We start from the raw sequence: 16,831 nt of genomic DNA, 5'->3' as shown, positions 1-16,831 counted from the left end.
CCCGCAAGCACTGCACCCTTGCGGGTCAGTAAATTCCGAACCAGGCTTCGACCGGTCCCTTCAGCAGCGGAACCTGGAAGCCGATTTCGAAAACGATGAAAAAGAAGATCGAGACGCCGAGTCCGGCGGGGATCGAGATCCACCACTTGTAGCGCCCCTGGAAGAGCATGGTCGCGGCGATGTAGAGCGCCGTTCCGACATAGAGCCCCAGCCAGGCGGAAGCGGCGGCGAAGGCCGCAACCGGCAGCAGGAAAGAGGCGACCACTCTGCTACGGGCGCCGTCGAGGAAGACCTCGCCCGTACCGCGATGCTTGAAGAATGCGTGCGCGATATTGGCGAGACTGCCGAGAATGATGAGCAGGCCGATATAGAAGGGGAAATAGCCCGCATCCGGGCCCATGTCGGTCCAGCCCGCGCCGATGTCGAGGGAGCCGTAGCAGACAGCGATGCCGAAGGCGCCCGTCAGCGCGGCGACGCCGAGTTCCACCGCAAAGCGGCTGACCCCATTCGCACTGTTCTCACTCATGACCGTGACCTTTCCGAGCGGAGAAACGGACGCATGGGAGGGCCGGGGCCGGATGCGGTCGGCCCGCATCCTTACCTTGGCTCCCAAGCGCCCGGTGACCTGACCTTAGTTGGCGAGCCAGCCTTCGCGTTTCAGCACTTCGCCGACCGTCGTGCTATCCTTTTCGATGACGGCGTTGAGTTCGTCGCCGGTCACATAGCCGGGAGACTGCGAGCTGTCGGCGAGATATTTCGCCCATTCCGGCGTCTCGGAGACCTTGCGGAGCACATCCGCATAGAACTGGACGACCTCCTGCTCGACGCCGGCCGGCAGCCAGACGGTGCGCGGCATTGAGTAGTTTTCAATCGGGATCCCGGCTTCCTTGCAGGTCGGAATGTCGCTCCAGGCCTTGTCGCCGGCGACCTTGGCGTCGCTCGTGAACTTCGCGCTCTTGAAGACGCAGAGCGGCTTGACCATGCCGGCCTGCCATTGACCGAGGTTCTCGCTCGGATTGTTGACATTGGCGTCGAGATGCTCGCCGGCGAGCTGAACGGCCGCCTCGCCGCCGCTTTTGAAGGGGATGTAGCTGATCTTGGCGCCGGTCACCTCATTGATCATCGAGGTCAGAATCTGGTCGGCGTCCTTGGACTGGCTGCCGCCGATCTTCAGGCCGCCTTCCTTCGCCTTGGCCACGAAATCGGCAGCCGTCGCGTAGTCCGCCTTGCCGTTCACCCAGAGCACGAACTCGTCGGACGCGAGTGAGGCGACCGGCGTCAGGTCCTCGGATGTATAGGGCACCTTGGCGCGCACCGGCAGCAGGTAGGCATTGTTGGTGCCGAAGGCGAGCTTGTAGGGATCACCCTTGTAGCCAGCCGTGTAGACGAAGCCTTCGGCGCCGCCGGCGCTGCCCTTGTTGGTGACGACGACCGGTGCCTTCATCAGCTCGTATTTGCCGATGATCGCCTGGATGGTGCGCGCGAAGATATCGGTGCCGCCGCCGGGGCCGGCGGTGACGACGAATTCGACCGGGCGGTTCGGCTCGAAGGCCGATGCCGGCGCGGCAAGGCCGAAAGCGGCGGCCGCGATTACGGCGATGGAGACGGATTTTTTCATGCGTGGTCCTCCCATTGAGCTGGATTTCGGCGCGAGACCTCCCCTCACGCCGGTATTCATCGAAAGCGTGCGAATTCAGGCAGCAGCCGAAAGCGCCCGCTTTTTCTTCGCCATGCGGGCCGCAAGCAGGATCGCCTCGCGCGTTGCGCCGATATCGGCGATACCCCTGCCGGCGATGTCATAGGCGGTGCCGTGTGCGGGCGTGCAGAGCGGGAACGGCAGCCCCCCCATCATCGTCACGCCCTTATCGAAGCCGATGATCTTCATGGCGATCTGACCCTGGTCGTGATACATGGTCATCACCGCGTTGAAGCCTTCCTTGAGCGCCCGAAGGAAGACCGTATCGGCCGGAAACGGCCCCTCGACGTTGAAGCCGAGCGCCTTGGCCTTTTCGACCGCCGGCTCGATGATGTCGATCTCTTCCATGCCGAAGCTGCCGCCGTCGCCGGCATGCGGATTGAGCCCCGCAACCGCGATCTTCGCCTCCTCGTGGCCAGCATCCTTGAGGCAGGCCTGCGTCAGTTTGAGTTCGGCGAGGATCGCCTCCACCGACAGATGGGATGCCACGTCCTTGAGCGGGATATGCGACGTCACCCGCGCGTTCCACACCTTCTCGAGAACATTGAATTCGCGAACTTTTCCGGTGAAGGAAAGCACATCGGCGACGAAGCGGATCTCGTCGTCATAACCGGGATAGGCGAAGCGCATCGCCTTCTTGTTGAAGGGCGTGAAGCAGACGGCATCGGCCTTGCCCGCATGGGCGAGTTCGAGCGCGGTGCGGAAATTGCGCGTGGCGAAGGTACCGCCGGCAAGTGTCGCCTCGCCGCGTACCACATCGGCCGGATCGAGATGGGCGAGGTCCACGAAGACGTGGCGGGCTGTGCCGGCATTATCGAGCGCTTCGAGCGAAGCGGCTTCCAGTTCCAGCATGACGCCGGCAACCCGGGCACCCTCGTCGAGGATGCGGCGATCGCCGATGGCAATGATGTGCGCCGCGTCGCGGATGTCGGAAAGGGCCAGCAGCCGCGCCGTCAATTCCGGGCTGATCCCCGCGGGGTCGCCCATGGCCAGCGCAATCACAGGCCGCCGCTCCTTCGTTCCATCCGCTCCTGGTGTCGTCATTCGAGATGTCCTCCGCTTCGTACTTCGATGCCTCATACGTCATTCAGCATTCTGCATCAAGTCTTTTGTATTCTGTATGCAGCATTTTCTGTTGACGGTAGCGGAGGCAGTCTCCATGCTTGAATGAGGCGGCACTGATTCAATCGCCCACACTCAAGGGGAAGGCCCGCGCGGCGGTCCGAAGCTCAGACGAAACAAATGAACGAAATCAAATCACTGGAGCAGCGGCTCACGGGCGGCCCGGGACCCATCCGGCGCACCGCACTGCACGACACGCTGGTCAGCCATCTGCGCGACATGATCATCGAGGGCGATCTTGCACCCGGAAGCCGCCTGCACGAGGGGCAGCTTGGCGAGCAGCTCGGCGTATCGCGCACGCCGCTGCGCGAGGCGATCAAGTATCTGGCGAGCGAGGGTCTGGTGGAGCTCGTCCCGAGCCGCGGCGCCGTCGTCAAGCGCTTCAGCGCCAAGGACGTCCGGGACATGCTCACCGTGCTGCGGACGCTGGAGGAGCTCGCAGGCAGACTTGCCTGCGAGGCCGCGACCGATGCGGAGATCGCTGAAGTGCGGGCGCTCCACGACGAAATGGTGCGCCGCTACGAGGCGGGCGACCGGATGCAATACTACAAGCTCAATCAGGACATCCACACCGCTATCGCCCGCCTTTCGGGCAATGCAGCCCTCGCCGACATGCATGCCGTGCTGCAGACGCGGCTGAAGCGCATCCGCTTCATCGGACATGAGGGCCCGGAGAAATGGGCCGCGGCGGTCGCAGAACATGAGGAAATAATCACCGCTCTGGAAGCGCGCAACCAGGCCAGGCTATCGGAAGTGCTGGGCCGCCATCTGACGAAGGCCTGGGAGAGGGTGCGCGACGCGGTTTAGAGGACGCAGGAAATGCGTCTTCTCCCCTTATTGCTGTGTTCGTCACAGGAATCCAGTCAGCCCAAGTCCTTGGGATGAGCGGGACCCTCCGTAGAACCTGGCACGAACCGCCTTTTACCGCGGATTCCTGCAGACTAGGCCGGAGCATCGCTCCGCGCCGATCACTTCACCGCCAGAAGGCAGATATAGGAAAGCACCGTTACGAGCAGCCCGCGGAAGGCGAAGCTGACGCAACGGTATTTGCCGCAGGCGATCGCCGCAAGCGCGTCCGCGTTCTCGGCATATTGGCGGAAAAGATAAGCCCGATCGCCAGCCCCTGCTGCCCGCATGAAGCTCTCCCGATGACGGGACCAGGCGCCCCAGAACAGCGTCGTCGAGGTTGCGCTTTTCCTGGGCAGGACCACGAGGATCGCCGACACGATCGAGAAGATCGAGGCAAGCGCAAGCATAGCCGAGAACACCATCGGGATGGTGCTGCCCTCCGCATAGCGCTGCCAGGCAAAGACACTGCGCCCTTCTTGCGACGTCACCAGAAAAGCGAACATGAAAGTGAATATATAGGCGGCTTTCTGATCGGATGTCTTTATCTGATCGGCAAAGACATCATTTACCTTCCTGATGTGGTCGTAATAGGCCCCCAGCATCGCCTCCGGCGCCGCTCCTTCACTTGGAGGATCGAGCCTATACAGATTTCCCCCTGCTTCCATCCGCCACTCCCCTCTATTCGTCTCCTCTTTATTACACTCCGCCAGTAAAAGCATACGCCCAAAACTGGGCACTTGACTTTTCCTCCCTATAAATCCACTGGATTCACTATTGCGAGGGGTATTTCGGAAATGCGGGGAAGAAGAACGGGGGCATTGCTTGCCGCGGTGACGCTTGTTGCTCCCTTGGGGGCGCTTGCCGAGACGGTTCCGCGCCCGGCCCCCGCAGCCGGCTCCGTCATTGCCCGCAAATCCGGCGAGGAGGTCCGCTTTGTCGACGTTTCCAACTGGCGGGTCGTAGACCTCGCCCAGGATCTGCTTCCCGGCGACGTGCTGCGGACCAACGCCACGGGTGCGCTCGCCGTGCTCTTCCGGGATCACACGCAGATAAGGCTCGGGCGAAACACCGCGCTGCGGGTCAAGGAGATTGGCGGAGGCGACTCGAATCTCGAATTGCAGGCAGGTACCATCTGGGCGCGCGCCGAGCGCGGTGGCGAGGGCCTGCTGATCGACACGCCTGCCGCAACCGCCGCCATCCGCGGCACCGACTGGACGCTTACCGTCGGTGCCGATGGCAAGACCTCGCTCGTCGTCCTCGAAGGGGTCGTCGAACTCAGCAATGCCTATGGCAGCGTGACGGTGCAGCAGGGCGAAGGCGCCGTTGCCGCGATCGGCAGCGCGCCGACGAAGATCGTGATCGTGACGCCGAAGGATCGCGAGCAGATGCTCTTTCATCTGTCGCTTCGCAACGCCTTCGTCTGGATGCCGGCCACACCCTTCAGCGTTCCCGAAATGCGCCGCGAGCGTGCGCGCATCGAGGCCTTGCCGGCAGCATCACGCTCGGCCGAGGAATGGCTGACGCTTGCGGAGATTTATCTTTCCCTCGATGGCCGTCACAAGGCTCAGGCCGCGCTCGCGGAAGCGACGAGCCGCGGCCTGACCCGCTCCCAGGCGGCACGTGCCGACCTCGTCAGGGCATTGATCGCCGGTTCTTCGAACCGGTATAAGGAGGCGGCGGGCCTGTTCGCGAGGGCCGAACGCAACCTCGACCCGAGCCGCCGCACGATCGCGGCCTATGGCGGCTATTTTGCGCGCGGGCTCGCCGATCCTGCCCGTGTGGAGGAGCCGCCGCGCAACGCAAGCGGCCGCTATGCGGGCATGGCCCGGGCCTGGACCGCCGGTTTCCGGGAGGACATCCCTGCGGCGATCGCGATGATGAAAAAGGCCGAGCAGCAATATCCCGACGACCCGACCCTGCCCGCGGCACGCGCGCAGTTCGCCCTCCTGCTGGATGATCGCGACGAGCTTCGCGACGGCGTCGAACGGGCGCTTTCGATCGACCCTGAAGACCCGACGGCGCTCGAGGCACGCGCCCATTATCGCTATCACATCGACAACGATCTCGAGGCCGCCCTTGAGGATCTCAACAGGGCCCTGAAAACCGCTCCGGGCTCCTCGTCCATCTGGAATTCCCTCGGTCTGGTACAGGGCGCGCGCGGCGACAACCGGGCAGCCGAGGCTGCATTCAAGCAGGCCATTGCGCTCGATCCGCTCGATCCCGTCTCCCATGCAAACCTGGCAATTCAATACATGGACGAGATGCGGATGGCCGAGGCGAAGCGGGAGATCGACGCCGCGCTTTCGGTCGACCCCTCCTTCGACGTGGCGCTGGTGGCGCGCGGCCGCTATCACATGCAGAACGGCGAGGCCGACAAGGCGGTCGAAGACCTGCTCGCCGGCTCGACGGCCAACCCTGCCTATTCGAACGCCCAGCTTCTGCTCGCGGCCGCGCATTACGAGAAGGGCGACCGCATTCCGGCAGCTCAGGCGCTCGACAACGCCGACCGGCTCGATCCGAACGATCCGGTCGTGGCGACGGTCAGAACCGCGATCGCGATCGATGCCTATGACGCCGATGCGGCCATTCGCAACGCTCAGGAAGCCCTGCGCCGCACCCGCGCCAAGGGCGGCGACACGGCGGCACTCGGCGCCAACCAGGAGCAGGGCTCGACGCTTAACGACGCCTTCCGCCTGCAGGGGTTGGATGCCTGGGGCCAATACTACGGCGACGCCGTCTTCGATCCCTTCACCGCTGCAAGCTATGTCGACCAGGCGGTCCGCGGCAGCGTCAATCCCTTCTTCAACGCTTACGATTTCGCAGCGAACGCGATCACGAACACGGTCAATCCGGCCAGCTTTTCCGCGCTCATCCAGGGGCTTCTGATCGAACCGCACATGCTCGCCAGCCGCGAGCGGACGGCCAATCTGCTGCGTTCTCCCTTCTTCGAAGCGGAGTTGGGCGGCGGGTTCACCGCCAATGAGGATCATACCGGGTGGATCGGGGAAGCGGCGGTTCGCGGCTTTACGGTCTCGCCCTTCCCGATCAGCGTTTCCGGCACCTTTCAGTGGGAGGAGCCCCGCGATACGGTCGAATCCGAAGGCGCGCGACTGGAACGCGAACTGCGGGTAATCGGTGGCAACGGCTATGTCACGGCCAGCCCCACTCCCGACGACCGCGTCGTCGCCTTCGCGAACTATTCGGACGTCGATGAATTCCAGCAGCTTCTGCCGGTTCCGCCGGACCTCGAACTGGGTGACGAGTCTTCCGGCCTGATTTCCGGCCTCGCCTGGAGCCACACATTCGGTTACCGCAACGTCGGCAATGCCGCCCTCTTCTTCAAGGAATTGCGCACGGGCGACAGCCTGGCCCTCTCCGATGCAGGCACCCAAACCGAATTCGATCTGGATAGCAGGGAACGAACCTACATCGCCGCGCTCAACCACATGTATGGGCAGGGCGACCTGACGTGGCGCTATGGCATCGAGGGCGGGAAGGTGCAATCGGACTTGCGGACGCATTTCAGCTTTGCCGCGCCGACCCGATTCGATTTTACGCAAGCCGTCGCCAAAGCCTATGTCGACGGCCTTTATGAAATCACGCCCGACCTCAAGATCGAAGGCGCACTGTTCGCCCGCTATATCGAAGATGTCAACAACAACGACGTCCGGCTCGAACCGAAGCTCGGCGTCGCCTGGGCGCCGGCAGAGGGTCACTGGCTCCGTGCCGCCGTTCAGCGGGAAGGTTATAATTTCGGCTCCGCCACGCTCGCGCCGGTCGGCATAGTCGGGCTGCAGCCCAACCAGTTTTTGATCGGTACGGAGGGCTATGCCGACACGCTGGCGCTGCGTTGGGATGCCGAGTGGACGGACTGGCTGTTTACGGCGATCGACTATCAGCATCAGGAAATTCATGACGGTTCGATACCCATCCCGATCATCAGTCCCTTCCTGGCGGCAAGGACGGATTTCCCTTTCGACAAGGGTCGACTCGACCGCTTCGCAGTGACCGCCAATCTGGCATTCGGCCACGGCTTGGGTCTTTCGGCGACGGTGGCGCGCACCGAAAGCGAGGACCTCTCGGCAGGCGGCGCCGGCGACCTTCCCTTCCTTCCCGAATATTCGGGCCAGCTGGCACTTACCTGGGTGAGCACGGCCAACGTCAAAACGACCGTTGCCGCAAATTACGTAGGCGAGCGCGCAGAGGGTCCGATAACGCACGACGACTTCTGGACGCTCGACGCCGCTCTTCAGTGGGAGCCCTTCGACAAGCGGATCGAGGTGGAGCTCGCCGGCTTCAATCTGCTTGATGAGGAATTCGAGATACGGGACGGGCTGCCCGGCTGGGGTCCCACGGTCAAGGGCACCGTCAAAGTGCGGTTCTGATGAACGCCCCTCGCCAGTTTCGCCTTTCCCCGCGGCGGGCAAAGCTTGCCGTCCTCATGACCTTCGTGGCCGCGCTCGTCTCGCTCGTCTCGCTGACCGGCTCCTGGTCGCTCGCCGACCTGCGCGCCTACGACTATCTCTCGGTCCTCGGCCGGCCGGCTCTCCCGGAAGACGGCCCCGTTATCGTCGCGATCGACGAACCGTCGATGGCCGAGATCGGCAGCCAATGGCCCTGGCCGCGAGCCCTGCACGCCCGGCTGATCCAGGCTCTGAGGGCCGCCGGCGCCCGGGCGATCGCTCTCGACGTGGTCTTCGCCGAACCGGCCGTCGCGCCGGAGAACGATCTCGCGCTTGCCGAGGTCCTCGGGCCCGACGTCGTGCTTGCCGGCGACGAGACGCTGATCCGGACGCCGCAGGCCGAGCAGTTCGTCCGGACCGAGCCCCTTCCCGTCCTGCTGGAACGGGGCGCGAAGGTGGGCATCGCCTCGGTTAACCTCAGCGGCGACGGCACGCTCAGGCAGATACCCTCCTATCCGGACGGCTTCGCCGTGACGCTCGCAACAGTCGCTGGTGCAGAACCTGCGCCTCCCCCGAGACGGGCCCTGATGCAGACCTTCGGCCCGGCGCGCACCTACCCGACCGTTTCCTATTATCAGGCGCTCGACCCCGCGAATTTCCTGCCCGAGGGGATGTTCCGTGATCGAGTCGTCATCGTGGGCCTGAGCCTGCAGAACGCGCCGTCCCTCGCGGGCGGCGGCGTCGATGCCTTCCCCACCTCCGACACGGTCTTCTCACGCGGCCGCGTCGCCGGCGCCGAAATCCACGCGACCATCTACGACAATCTCGTGCATCGCCTGTTCGTCAGGCGGGCGGGTGCGGCCGTCGCCATCGCGGCAATCATCCTCGCCAGCCTGGCCGCAGCCCTCGCAGTCCTCAGGCCTACGAGCTGGAAAACCCTCGGTTACGGCGCCCTCGCCCTCGCTCTGATATTCCTTGCAAGCTATGGCCTGATGCGCATCGGCCACGTGTTCGTCTCGCCGCTCGCCCCGGCACTTGCCTTTCTTGGCGTGGCGGTCGGGCAGGCCGGCCTCGATTATGCGGAAGAAAGACGGCGTCGCCGCGAGATCACCCGTGCCTTCTCGCAATATCTCTCGCCGGCCCTCGTGGAGCGGCTTGCAAGCGATCCCTCGCAATTGAAGCTCGGCGGCGAAAGACGGACGCTCACGGTCCTCTTCTGCGACGTACGCGGCTTTACCACCATCTCGGAGGACATGAAGGACGATCCGGAAGGGCTGACGACGTTGATCAACCGGCTCCTGACGCCCCTTTCGGAAGCCGTGCTCAACCGACGCGGCACGATCGACAAATATATCGGCGACTGCCTGATGGCCTTCTGGAACGCTCCCCTCGACGACCCCGACCATGCCGTCCATGCCGTTCAGGCGGCGCGCGACATGCTCACGGCGCTCAATAGTCTGAACGCAGAGCTGGAAGCGGAAGCGAAAGGGGCGCGACGTCCGCCGAAGACGCTGAGGATCGGCATCGGCATCAACACGGGAGAATGCGTCGTCGGCAATATGGGCTCGGCCCGCCGCTTCGATTATTCGGCGCTGGGCGACGCGGTGAATCTCGCCTCCCGCCTCGAAGGCGCCTCCAAGGACTACGGCGTGCCGCTGCTTCTCGGAGAGCGTACGGCAGCACTCGCCGCCCGGAAATTCCCGGTCGCCGAGCTCGACCGCATCACCGTCAAGGGGCGCAGCGCAGTCTCTCCGGTCTTCACCGTGGTCGACGGCGCTTCGGAACCGGCGCTCGCACGCCACCGCGCCTATCTCGCCCGGAAATACAGCGGCGAGGTCGCTGCCGATGACGGTTTGTTCGATGTGCTGAAAAAGGACCTGCCTTCTCTCGCGCGCTATTACGAGCGCGAGCGGGAACGGCTGTCAGAATGAATAAGAGAATCGCCCCTCATCCGCCTGCCGGCACCCGAAGGGACAAGCGGCATGCTCCGTAAGTCCCCTCTCCCCGCCTGCGGGGAGAGGGCTAGTCCTCGGGTTAAACCCGAGGAGAGGGGCAATCACGGTGTTCAAGCGGGTTGAACAACGGGCAACAGCTCATTGCAGCCCGCCGACCCCCAGTAGCCGTTCGACCGTGGCGTGCTCCTTCGCCAGCGCCTCCGGCGCTCCGCTCCAGGCAAGCCTGCCACGCTCGAGAATGATCACGCGATCGGCAAAGTCCAGAGCACTCTGGATGCGCTGCTCCACGAGCAGGATGGTCATGTCGCCGGTCTTCGCAAGATCGGTGAAAGCCTTCATCAGCTCCTCGCAGATGACCGGTGCCAGTCCTTCGAGCGGCTCGTCGAGAAGCAGGACCGAGGGCCGGCCAAGGATCGACCGGGCGGTCGAGAGCATCTGCTGCTCGCCACCGGAAAGCTGCGAGCCCAGATTCCTGCGCCGCTCGTAGAGGCGCGGAAACATTTCAAAGGCTTCGCTGAGCGCCGTCCTCGGCCGGCCCTTGAGGCCTACGAAGAGATTTTCCTCGACGGTCAGCGACGGGAAAACGCAGCGCGCCTGCGGCACGAAGCCGAGGCCTTTCAGGGCGCGCGAAGCGCTCGGCAGCGTCGTGACGTCGGCTCCGCCGATGCGGATGCGTCCGTCGTAACGCCGCGTCTGGCCGGCGAGCGTAGCAAGCAGCGTCGTCTTGCCCATGCCGTTGCGCCCGAGAACCGCAAGCCGCGCGCCGGCAGGCACCGAGAAGGAGACCCCCTCCAGCACCCGTGTCGGTCCATAGCCGGCGGAGAGATTGTGGACCTCAAGCGGCGCTGCTGGCATCGGCATAGCTCCCGAGATAGGCTTCGCGCACACGCTGATCCTTGGTGACGTCGGCTGGAGAACCGTCGAAGATGACCGTGCCGGCAGCAAGCACGATCACGCGTTTGGCAAAACGGAAGACGAGATCCATGTCGTGTTCGATCATCAACACGGCGAGATCGCCCGGAAGATCGGCGAGCGCCTGCTCGATGCGGCCGGTGTCGCTCTGCGGCACGCCTGCGGCCGGCTCGTCGAGCAGCAGCACCCTGGGTTTGAGCGCCAGCGCCATCGCAATCTCCAGCAGCCGCTGCTGGCCATAGGCGATCTCGCGCACCGGCCGGTGGGCGAGATCGCGCAGACCCAGCTTGCCGAGCAGCACGGCGACTTCCGCCATCACCCCGCGCATTGCCAGGAAATTGCCGAACATGCGGCCTGCCCGACCGTCGCGCTGCAATATAGCGAGCCCCACGTGCTCTGCAGGCGTCATGTCCTGGAAAAGGCGCGTCACCTGGAACGATCGGACGAGTCCGCGGCGGACACGGCCGATCGCATCGATATGGGTGACGGTTTCGCCGCCGATCCGTACCTCTCCGGCATCCGGCTTCAGATTGCCGGTGACGAGATTGACGAAGGTCGTCTTGCCGGCACCGTTCGGGCCGATCAGGGCGACGCGGTCGCCCGGCGCCATGGAAAGGCTGACATCGTTGGTGACGGCGAGGCCGCCAAAGGAGCGCTTGAGATTTCTGACTTCGAATATGGCGCTCATCGGCCCGCCCCCCGTCGCCGCGCGATGATCTCTGCTGCCGTGCCGTAAAGCCCTTTCGGCGCAAAGAGCACGACCGCGATCAACAGGGCCCCGACCATGGTCAGCCAATGGAACGGGTTGGCCGCCGAGACGAGGTCTTCGAAGAACATGAAGACGATCGTGCCGGTAAGCGCCCCGAAGAGCGAGCCGGTGCCGCCGAGCACGAGCATGACCAGGCTTTCGGCCGAAAGCGTGAAGGAGAGGCTGTCGAGACCGACGACCTGCGTCGAGATCGCGTTGAGCGCCCCGCCGACGCCGGCGACCGCGCCGGATATCGCGTACATCCTGATAAGGGCAATCGCCGGCGATGCGCCCATCGCCCGGATGCGGATCGGATCCTCCTTGATGCCGCGGCAAAGCATTCCGAAAGGCGAACGCACGACGACGCGCAGCAGAATGAGGACGATTGCGAGCAGCACGACGCCGAAAACATAGGCCGTGCGGCCCCAGAGGTCGAAGGCGAAAAGGCCGATGAGCGGGTCGGGCGCGATACCCGCCAGCCCGTCGCTGCCGCCCGTCCAGGACGAGGCCTTGTTGGCGAATTCATGAAACAGATGGATGAGGGCAATCGAGAGCACCAGTTGCGGGAGACCATGCGCCCGAAGGATCACGACCCCGCAGACGAGCCCCGCCAGCGCACCCCCGAGAATGCCTGCGGCGAGCATGAGGAGCGGATCGGTGATGCCGAAATGCACGGCCGCGATGCCGGCGGCATAGGCTCCGCTGCCGAACAGCGCGGCATGGCCGAGGGTCGCGACGCCGCAATAGCCGGTGACGAGGTCGAGCGAGAGGACCAGGAGCGCGATCGCGATGATCCTCGTAAGCAGCGCCAGATTGTTCGGAAACAGGAGATAGCCGATCGCGGCCAGCACCAGGATTACGGCGAGGCCGGCAAGATCGCGGCCGAGCCCCTGCCTGCCCGTAGGAACCGTCGTGGCTGCTTCGCTCATCGTTGCCATGGTCACCTACTTCATCCTCCCGGCAAGGCCACGCGGAAAAACGCAGACGATGGCGATGACGGCGAGATAGAAGAAGAACTCTCCGAATTCCGGCAGGAGATAGCGCCCGGTCGTATCGATGCCGCCAAGCAGGAGGCAGGCCGCAAGTGCACCCGGGATCGACCCCGCACCGCCGACGGAAACGACCACCAGGAATGTGACCATGTATCGGAGCGCATAATAGGGCTCGACCGGCAGCAGTTCCGCGCCGACGACGCCGCCGAACGCGGCAAGGCCCACGGCCACTGCGAAACTCACGGCATAGACGACCTCCGTGCGCACTCCGAGCGCCGCCGCCATCGCCGCATTGTCGACGGCGGCGCGTAGCTTGACCCCGAAGGCGGTCTTCTCGATCGCAAACCAGAGAACCGCAGCGACGGCGAGACCGCAGGCGATCGCGAAGATCCGGTGCACGGCGATCGAACGGAAGCCGAGATCGGCGGAGCCCTCAAGGCTCGGCGGCAGCGGGATCGTCTTGAGAGTCGGGCCGAAGACGTAGTTGGCGATGCCTATGATGCAGAAGGTGATGCCGATCGTCATCAGCACCTGCGTCAGCTCGGGCTGACCGTAGATGCGGCGGTAGAGCAGGCGCTCGATCGGGATGGCGATGACGATGGTGCCGAAGACCGCGATCAGCACCGCGACCGAGTAGCCGAGTCCGAGATCACGCGCCGCGTAGGATGCGATATAGCCGCCGATCATGGCAAAGGCGCCATGCGCGAGGTTGACGACGCGCATGAGGCCCAGGGTGACCGAAAGGCCGATCGAGATCACGAACAGCACCATGCCGTAGGCGAGCGCATCGACCGCTATGCTGAAGATGGTTTGCATGACCGCATCCTGTCGGTTGGCAGGCTTCGCCCTCGATCCTCATTCCTGCGCCCGTCACGGAAAGCCGGCCAACCCAGATCTTCGGGCCGGAAAACTTTCCCGCGCCACGCTGCTGGATGCCTGTGACGTGCACAGGGTTGAAGCGGAAAAAGCATGCACCAGGCCATCATGAGAAATGATCCGGACTGACCGCCGATCACTTCAGCGCCGCAAGACCGGGATCGCCCTGTTTCTCGAAGGTCTGGATCTCCTTGTTGTAATAGGTGCCGTCATCGGCCGTGGCGACCTCGCGCAGATAGATGTTCTGGCTGATATGGCGCGATTCGGGATCAATCGACACCGGCCCGCGCGGGCTCGTCCAGGAGAGCCCCTTCACGGCGTCGACCGCCTTCCGAGCGTCCTGCTCGCCCCCCGTCGCCTCGATCATCTTGTAGATGACATGCATGCCATCATAAGCGCCGACAGCGGGGAAGGAGAGCTCGGCCGGATTGCCGATCGCCTTGGCTGCAGCTTCGACGAAAGCCTTGTTTTCCGGCGAATCATGCGAGACGGCGTAGTGGAAGGTCGTCTGCAGGCCGAGCGCTGCGTCGCCCAGCGCCGGCAAGTCGGATTCCTGAGTGAGGTCGCCCGGCGCAAAGAACTTGATGCCGCCGTCCTTGAGGCCGTTTTCGTTGAAGGACTTGACGAAGCCGAGCGTCGTCGGGCCCGACGGCAGGAAGGCGAAAACGCCTTCGGCACCGGAATCCCGGATGCGCTGCATGATCGGCGAGAAATCATTGGTCGAGAGCGGCATGCGGATCGCCTCGACAATCTCGCCACCGGCCGCCTCGAAGGCCACCTTGAATGCATTCTCCGCATCGACGCCCGGACCGTAATCGCTGACCACCGAGATGATCTTCGAGACGCCGGCATCCTTCGCCACCTGGGCGATCGGCGTGGATGTCTGCCAGAGCGTGAAGGAGGTGCGCACGACGAGCGGGCTCTTGGTGACGATCGCCGAGGTGGCGGCATTCATGATCACCAGCGGCACGTTCGCCTGCTCGAGCAGCGGCGTGACGGCCATCGCATCGGGCGTGAAATAGAAGCCGGCGAGATATTGCACGCCCTCCTTGACCACGAGCTCCTGCGCCAGCGCCTTGGATTGGGCCGGGTCCGCCTGCGGCACGTCGCGGTAGATGATCGCGATGTCGTCGTCGCCGATCCTGGCGCCATTGAGCGCCATGTAGGCGTCGATGCCCGCCTTGAAGTTCTTGCCCTGCAGCGCAAAGGGACCCGAGAAAGGTCCGACGACGCCGACCTTGATCGTGTCCGCCTGCGCCGCGACGCTCGTGGCCAGAGCCGCGAGCGCGGCCAGAATGATCCTTCTCATATTTCCTCCCCGCGACGCCGCTACTCCCGGCCGGCATCGCTTCCTTTCACATCAATCGCAATCGACAGCGGGCAGTCTGCCATGTCAAACGGTGATGCAAAAATGAAATATGGGCGGAAATCCATAATCTTCCGGTTATTGTTCTGTCCGGGGATCATGGAGGAAGCGCGTGCGCATTAGTGCAGTCCGAATTCCCGAAGCAGTTCCTGCCTGTAGCGCACGAAACGTGCTTCGCTTCGCTCCCGCGGCCGGGGCAAGTGGATGTCGACCGTTCTCGGCGCTCCGTCCTCCTGCTTCGGCAGGATGAGGACGCGATCCGCCAGATAGATGGCTTCCTCAAGATCGTGCGTGACGAGCACCATCGTCACGTTTTCCTCCCGCCAGATGCGTTCGAGCTCCTGCTGCATGGTCAGCTTCGTCATCGCATCGAGGGCGCCCAGCGGCTCGTCGAGCAGCAGGATCTCAGGCTTTACCGTCAGCGCCCGCGCAAGCCCGACCCGTTGCGCCATGCCGCCGGAAAGCTGTTTCGGATAGGCGTCCTGGAAATCGGCAAGGCCCACAAGCGAGATGTAGTGACGCGCACGCTGTTCGGCGCGTTTTGAGTCTTCGCCTCTGACCTCCAGGCCGAAGGCCACGTTGCCGAGGACCGTCAACCATGGAAGCAGCCGCGGCTCCTGGAATATGACCGCGCGCTCCTTGCCCACACCGGCAACCGGCCGGCCGTCGATCAACACCCGGCCCGCATCGGCCGTCTCGAGACCCGCAAGAACCCGCAGCAATGTCGTCTTGCCCGATCCGCTTGCGCCCACGATTGCAAGGCATTCCCCGGACCGGATGTCCAGATTGAGGCTCCTGAGGACGCTGAGCGGCCGTCCGTTGATCTGGAAGGATTTCGAGAGATCGCGCAGCGAAACCTCCCCCTTGCGCAGGCTTCGAACTTCAGCCATCTCCACACCTCAATTCGCCGCGGCGGACGTCGCGTCCGGCCGGAACAGAAGATCGGCTGCCTTGTACTTGCCCTGCGGCAGACTGCCCTCGCGCTCGAGAACGCCGATCCAGAAATCCAGATCGCGCTCCGTCGCTTGCGCGCCCTTCCGCAGGCCGAACCCCGTCCAATGCCGCGCGAGGTCGCCGTTCTCGCCACGCTCGGTCAGAATACGGGCGAGCACGGCGCGCGCTTCTTCGGGATGCTCGCGTGCCCAGTCAGCAGCGCGCGCGGATTGCTCGACAAAATTCCTGGCCGCTTCCGGATTCTTCTCTACGAAATCCCGGCGGAGAACCGCAAAGCCCCCGGCGATCTCGCCAAGCACATCCGTGTCGTCGAAGATCGCACGCACGCCGCCGCGCTCGAGGATCTGCCCGTTGAACGTCGCCTGCCAGTATCCCACGGCGGCGATGTCGACCTGGTTCGACCGGAGCGTCTGTTCGAGCTGTGGTCCGGGTACAACGACGAGGTTCGCGGCGTTTTCGGGCAAATCCTTGCTGTGCAAAGCCTCGCGCACCGCATAGTCGAGGTGCGCCCCGAGCGTATTCACGGCGATCGTTTTGCCGGCGATTTCCTCGATGGTCCTGATTGGACTGCTGTCGAGCACGTAGAAGATGCTCTTGACCTGCTCGTTGATGCCGTTGGTCGGGAAGGCGGCGACGAAGTCGTTTCCGCCGGCGATCGAGTTGATGACGGCTGCGGTCGCCGCCGATCCGATGTCGACGCTGCCGGAGGCAAGCGCGAAGAGCGATGCGGGTCCGCCTCCCGCGTAACCGACATTCTCGAGCTTGATGCCGAGGCCATCGAAATAGCCGAGTTCATAGGCGAGCTCGTGCGGCGACAGGCTTCCCTGGCTTGCAAGGAACCGCAGCGTCACCGGTTCCGCAGCCGCTGCTGCCGTAAGGCTGGAAAGGCCGAGTGAGAAGAGGCTGCCCAATGCGAGGGCGCGAATGGAAATCGTCATGTGTCACCTTTTCCGTGATC

14 protein-coding genes are annotated in these 16,831 nt (G+C 64.1%); 3 read left to right on the top strand and 11 right to left on the bottom strand.

Translation table 11 applies throughout. From position 1 onward, the window contains the following. Window positions 1-25 precede the first annotated feature (25 nt). The 3 genes from SINAR_RS0106785 to SINAR_RS0106775 form a co-directional block, all read right to left on the bottom strand. Window positions 26-526: a tripartite tricarboxylate transporter TctB family protein gene (locus tag SINAR_RS0106785; protein WP_027998390.1), complete on the bottom strand. Its 501-nt coding sequence runs from the start codon at window positions 524-526 to the stop codon at window positions 26-28. Between the two features lie 105 nt (window positions 527-631). Beyond that, window positions 632-1,618 (bottom strand): tripartite tricarboxylate transporter substrate binding protein, encoded by a 987-nt coding sequence (locus tag SINAR_RS0106780; RefSeq protein WP_027998389.1) that lies wholly within the window; start codon window positions 1,616-1,618, stop codon window positions 632-634. 75 nt (window positions 1,619-1,693) lie between these two features. Continuing rightward, on the bottom strand, window positions 1,694-2,740 hold the full coding sequence (locus SINAR_RS0106775; RefSeq protein WP_027998388.1) for a 4-hydroxythreonine-4-phosphate dehydrogenase PdxA: 1,047 nt from the start codon (window positions 2,738-2,740) through the stop codon (window positions 1,694-1,696). Between the two features lie 198 nt (window positions 2,741-2,938). On the opposite strand from SINAR_RS0106775, the gene SINAR_RS0106770 reads away from it, so the two are divergent. After that, window positions 2,939-3,625, top strand: coding sequence for a GntR family transcriptional regulator (locus SINAR_RS0106770; protein WP_027998387.1), 687 nt, complete (start codon window positions 2,939-2,941; stop codon window positions 3,623-3,625). A 161-nt stretch (window positions 3,626-3,786) separates the two neighbouring features. Here the strand turns inward: SINAR_RS0106770 and SINAR_RS0106765 are convergent, their stop codons facing one another. After that, window positions 3,787-4,332, bottom strand: coding sequence for a Pycsar system effector family protein (locus SINAR_RS0106765; protein ID WP_027998386.1), 546 nt, complete (start codon window positions 4,330-4,332; stop codon window positions 3,787-3,789). Between the two features lie 129 nt (window positions 4,333-4,461). Here SINAR_RS0106765 and SINAR_RS1000000138635 point away from each other — a divergent pair, with 129 nt between their 5' ends. Both SINAR_RS1000000138635 and SINAR_RS0106755 read left to right on the top strand, forming a co-directional pair. Beyond that, window positions 4,462-8,052 carry a FecR domain-containing protein gene (locus SINAR_RS1000000138635; RefSeq protein WP_027998385.1) on the top strand — a complete coding sequence of 1,197 codons (3,591 nt, stop codon included), beginning with the start codon at window positions 4,462-4,464 and terminating at the stop codon, window positions 8,050-8,052. After that, on the top strand, window positions 8,052-10,001 hold the full coding sequence (locus tag SINAR_RS0106755; protein WP_027998384.1) for a CHASE2 domain-containing protein: 1,950 nt from the start codon (window positions 8,052-8,054) through the stop codon (window positions 9,999-10,001). Before SINAR_RS1000000138635 ends, SINAR_RS0106755 begins: the two co-directional genes overlap by 1 nt. 162 nt (window positions 10,002-10,163) lie before the next feature. On the opposite strand, the gene SINAR_RS0106750 is transcribed toward SINAR_RS0106755, so the two are convergent. From SINAR_RS0106750 to SINAR_RS0106715, 7 genes are all read right to left on the bottom strand, one after another. After that, window positions 10,164-10,880 (bottom strand): ABC transporter ATP-binding protein, encoded by a 717-nt coding sequence (locus SINAR_RS0106750; RefSeq protein ID WP_027998383.1) that lies wholly within the window; start codon window positions 10,878-10,880, stop codon window positions 10,164-10,166. Then, window positions 10,861-11,625 carry an ABC transporter ATP-binding protein gene (locus SINAR_RS0106745; protein WP_027998382.1) on the bottom strand — a complete coding sequence of 255 codons (765 nt, stop codon included), beginning with the start codon at window positions 11,623-11,625 and terminating at the stop codon, window positions 10,861-10,863. The genes SINAR_RS0106750 and SINAR_RS0106745 overlap by 20 nt, the downstream gene beginning before the upstream one ends. Next, window positions 11,622-12,623 carry a branched-chain amino acid ABC transporter permease gene (locus SINAR_RS0106740; RefSeq protein ID WP_027998381.1) on the bottom strand — a complete coding sequence of 334 codons (1,002 nt, stop codon included), beginning with the start codon at window positions 12,621-12,623 and terminating at the stop codon, window positions 11,622-11,624. Before SINAR_RS0106740 ends, SINAR_RS0106745 begins: the two co-directional genes overlap by 4 nt. Window positions 12,624-12,629: 6 nt before the next feature. Then, window positions 12,630-13,493 (bottom strand): branched-chain amino acid ABC transporter permease, encoded by an 864-nt coding sequence (locus SINAR_RS0106735; RefSeq protein WP_027998380.1) that lies wholly within the window; start codon window positions 13,491-13,493, stop codon window positions 12,630-12,632. Window positions 13,494-13,689: 196 nt separating this feature from the next. Then, entirely contained in the window at window positions 13,690-14,862 is a 1,173-nt protein-coding gene (locus SINAR_RS0106730; protein ID WP_027998379.1) for an ABC transporter substrate-binding protein, read from the bottom strand. 176 nt (window positions 14,863-15,038) lie between these two features. Beyond that, on the bottom strand, window positions 15,039-15,809 hold the full coding sequence (locus tag SINAR_RS0106720) for an ABC transporter ATP-binding protein (RefSeq protein WP_027998378.1): 771 nt from the start codon (window positions 15,807-15,809) through the stop codon (window positions 15,039-15,041). A 9-nt stretch (window positions 15,810-15,818) separates the two neighbouring features. Continuing rightward, window positions 15,819-16,811 (bottom strand): ABC transporter substrate-binding protein, encoded by a 993-nt coding sequence (locus tag SINAR_RS0106715; protein WP_027998377.1) that lies wholly within the window; start codon window positions 16,809-16,811, stop codon window positions 15,819-15,821. Window positions 16,812-16,831: the final 20 nt, after the last annotated feature.

Source organism: Sinorhizobium arboris LMG 14919, assembly GCF_000427465.1.
Taxonomy (GTDB): domain Bacteria; phylum Pseudomonadota; class Alphaproteobacteria; order Rhizobiales; family Rhizobiaceae; genus Sinorhizobium; species Sinorhizobium arboris.
Note: the sequence above shows the minus strand (reverse complement) of the source record. Positions and strands in the feature narration are given on the sequence as shown.

What these genes read in the sequence shown, in the direction of transcription:
- SINAR_RS0106715 (WP_027998377.1), bottom strand. Translation starts at nt 16,811, where the DNA reads ATGACGATTTCCATTCGCGCCCTCGCATTGGGCAGCCTCTTCTCACTC.
- SINAR_RS0106750 (WP_027998383.1), bottom strand. Translation starts at nt 10,880, where the DNA reads ATGCCAGCAGCGCCGCTTGAGGTCCACAATCTCTCCGCCGGCTATGGA.
- SINAR_RS0106745 (WP_027998382.1), bottom strand. Translation starts at nt 11,625, where the DNA reads ATGAGCGCCATATTCGAAGTCAGAAATCTCAAGCGCTCCTTTGGCGGC.
- SINAR_RS0106775 (WP_027998388.1), bottom strand. Translation starts at nt 2,740, where the DNA reads ATGACGACACCAGGAGCGGATGGAACGAAGGAGCGGCGGCCTGTGATT.
- SINAR_RS0106780 (WP_027998389.1), bottom strand. Translation starts at nt 1,618, where the DNA reads ATGAAAAAATCCGTCTCCATCGCCGTAATCGCGGCCGCCGCTTTCGGC.
- SINAR_RS0106765 (WP_027998386.1), bottom strand. Translation starts at nt 4,332, where the DNA reads ATGGAAGCAGGGGGAAATCTGTATAGGCTCGATCCTCCAAGTGAAGGA.
- SINAR_RS0106730 (WP_027998379.1), bottom strand. Translation starts at nt 14,862, where the DNA reads ATGAGAAGGATCATTCTGGCCGCGCTCGCGGCTCTGGCCACGAGCGTC.
- SINAR_RS0106735 (WP_027998380.1), bottom strand. Translation starts at nt 13,493, where the DNA reads ATGCAAACCATCTTCAGCATAGCGGTCGATGCGCTCGCCTACGGCATG.
- SINAR_RS1000000138635 (WP_027998385.1), top strand. Translation starts at nt 4,462, where the DNA reads ATGCGGGGAAGAAGAACGGGGGCATTGCTTGCCGCGGTGACGCTTGTT.
- SINAR_RS0106740 (WP_027998381.1), bottom strand. Translation starts at nt 12,623, where the DNA reads ATGGCAACGATGAGCGAAGCAGCCACGACGGTTCCTACGGGCAGGCAG.
- SINAR_RS0106770 (WP_027998387.1), top strand. Translation starts at nt 2,939, where the DNA reads ATGAACGAAATCAAATCACTGGAGCAGCGGCTCACGGGCGGCCCGGGA.
- SINAR_RS0106785 (WP_027998390.1), bottom strand. Translation starts at nt 526, where the DNA reads ATGAGTGAGAACAGTGCGAATGGGGTCAGCCGCTTTGCGGTGGAACTC.
- SINAR_RS0106720 (WP_027998378.1), bottom strand. Translation starts at nt 15,809, where the DNA reads ATGGCTGAAGTTCGAAGCCTGCGCAAGGGGGAGGTTTCGCTGCGCGAT.
- SINAR_RS0106755 (WP_027998384.1), top strand. Translation starts at nt 8,052, where the DNA reads ATGAACGCCCCTCGCCAGTTTCGCCTTTCCCCGCGGCGGGCAAAGCTT.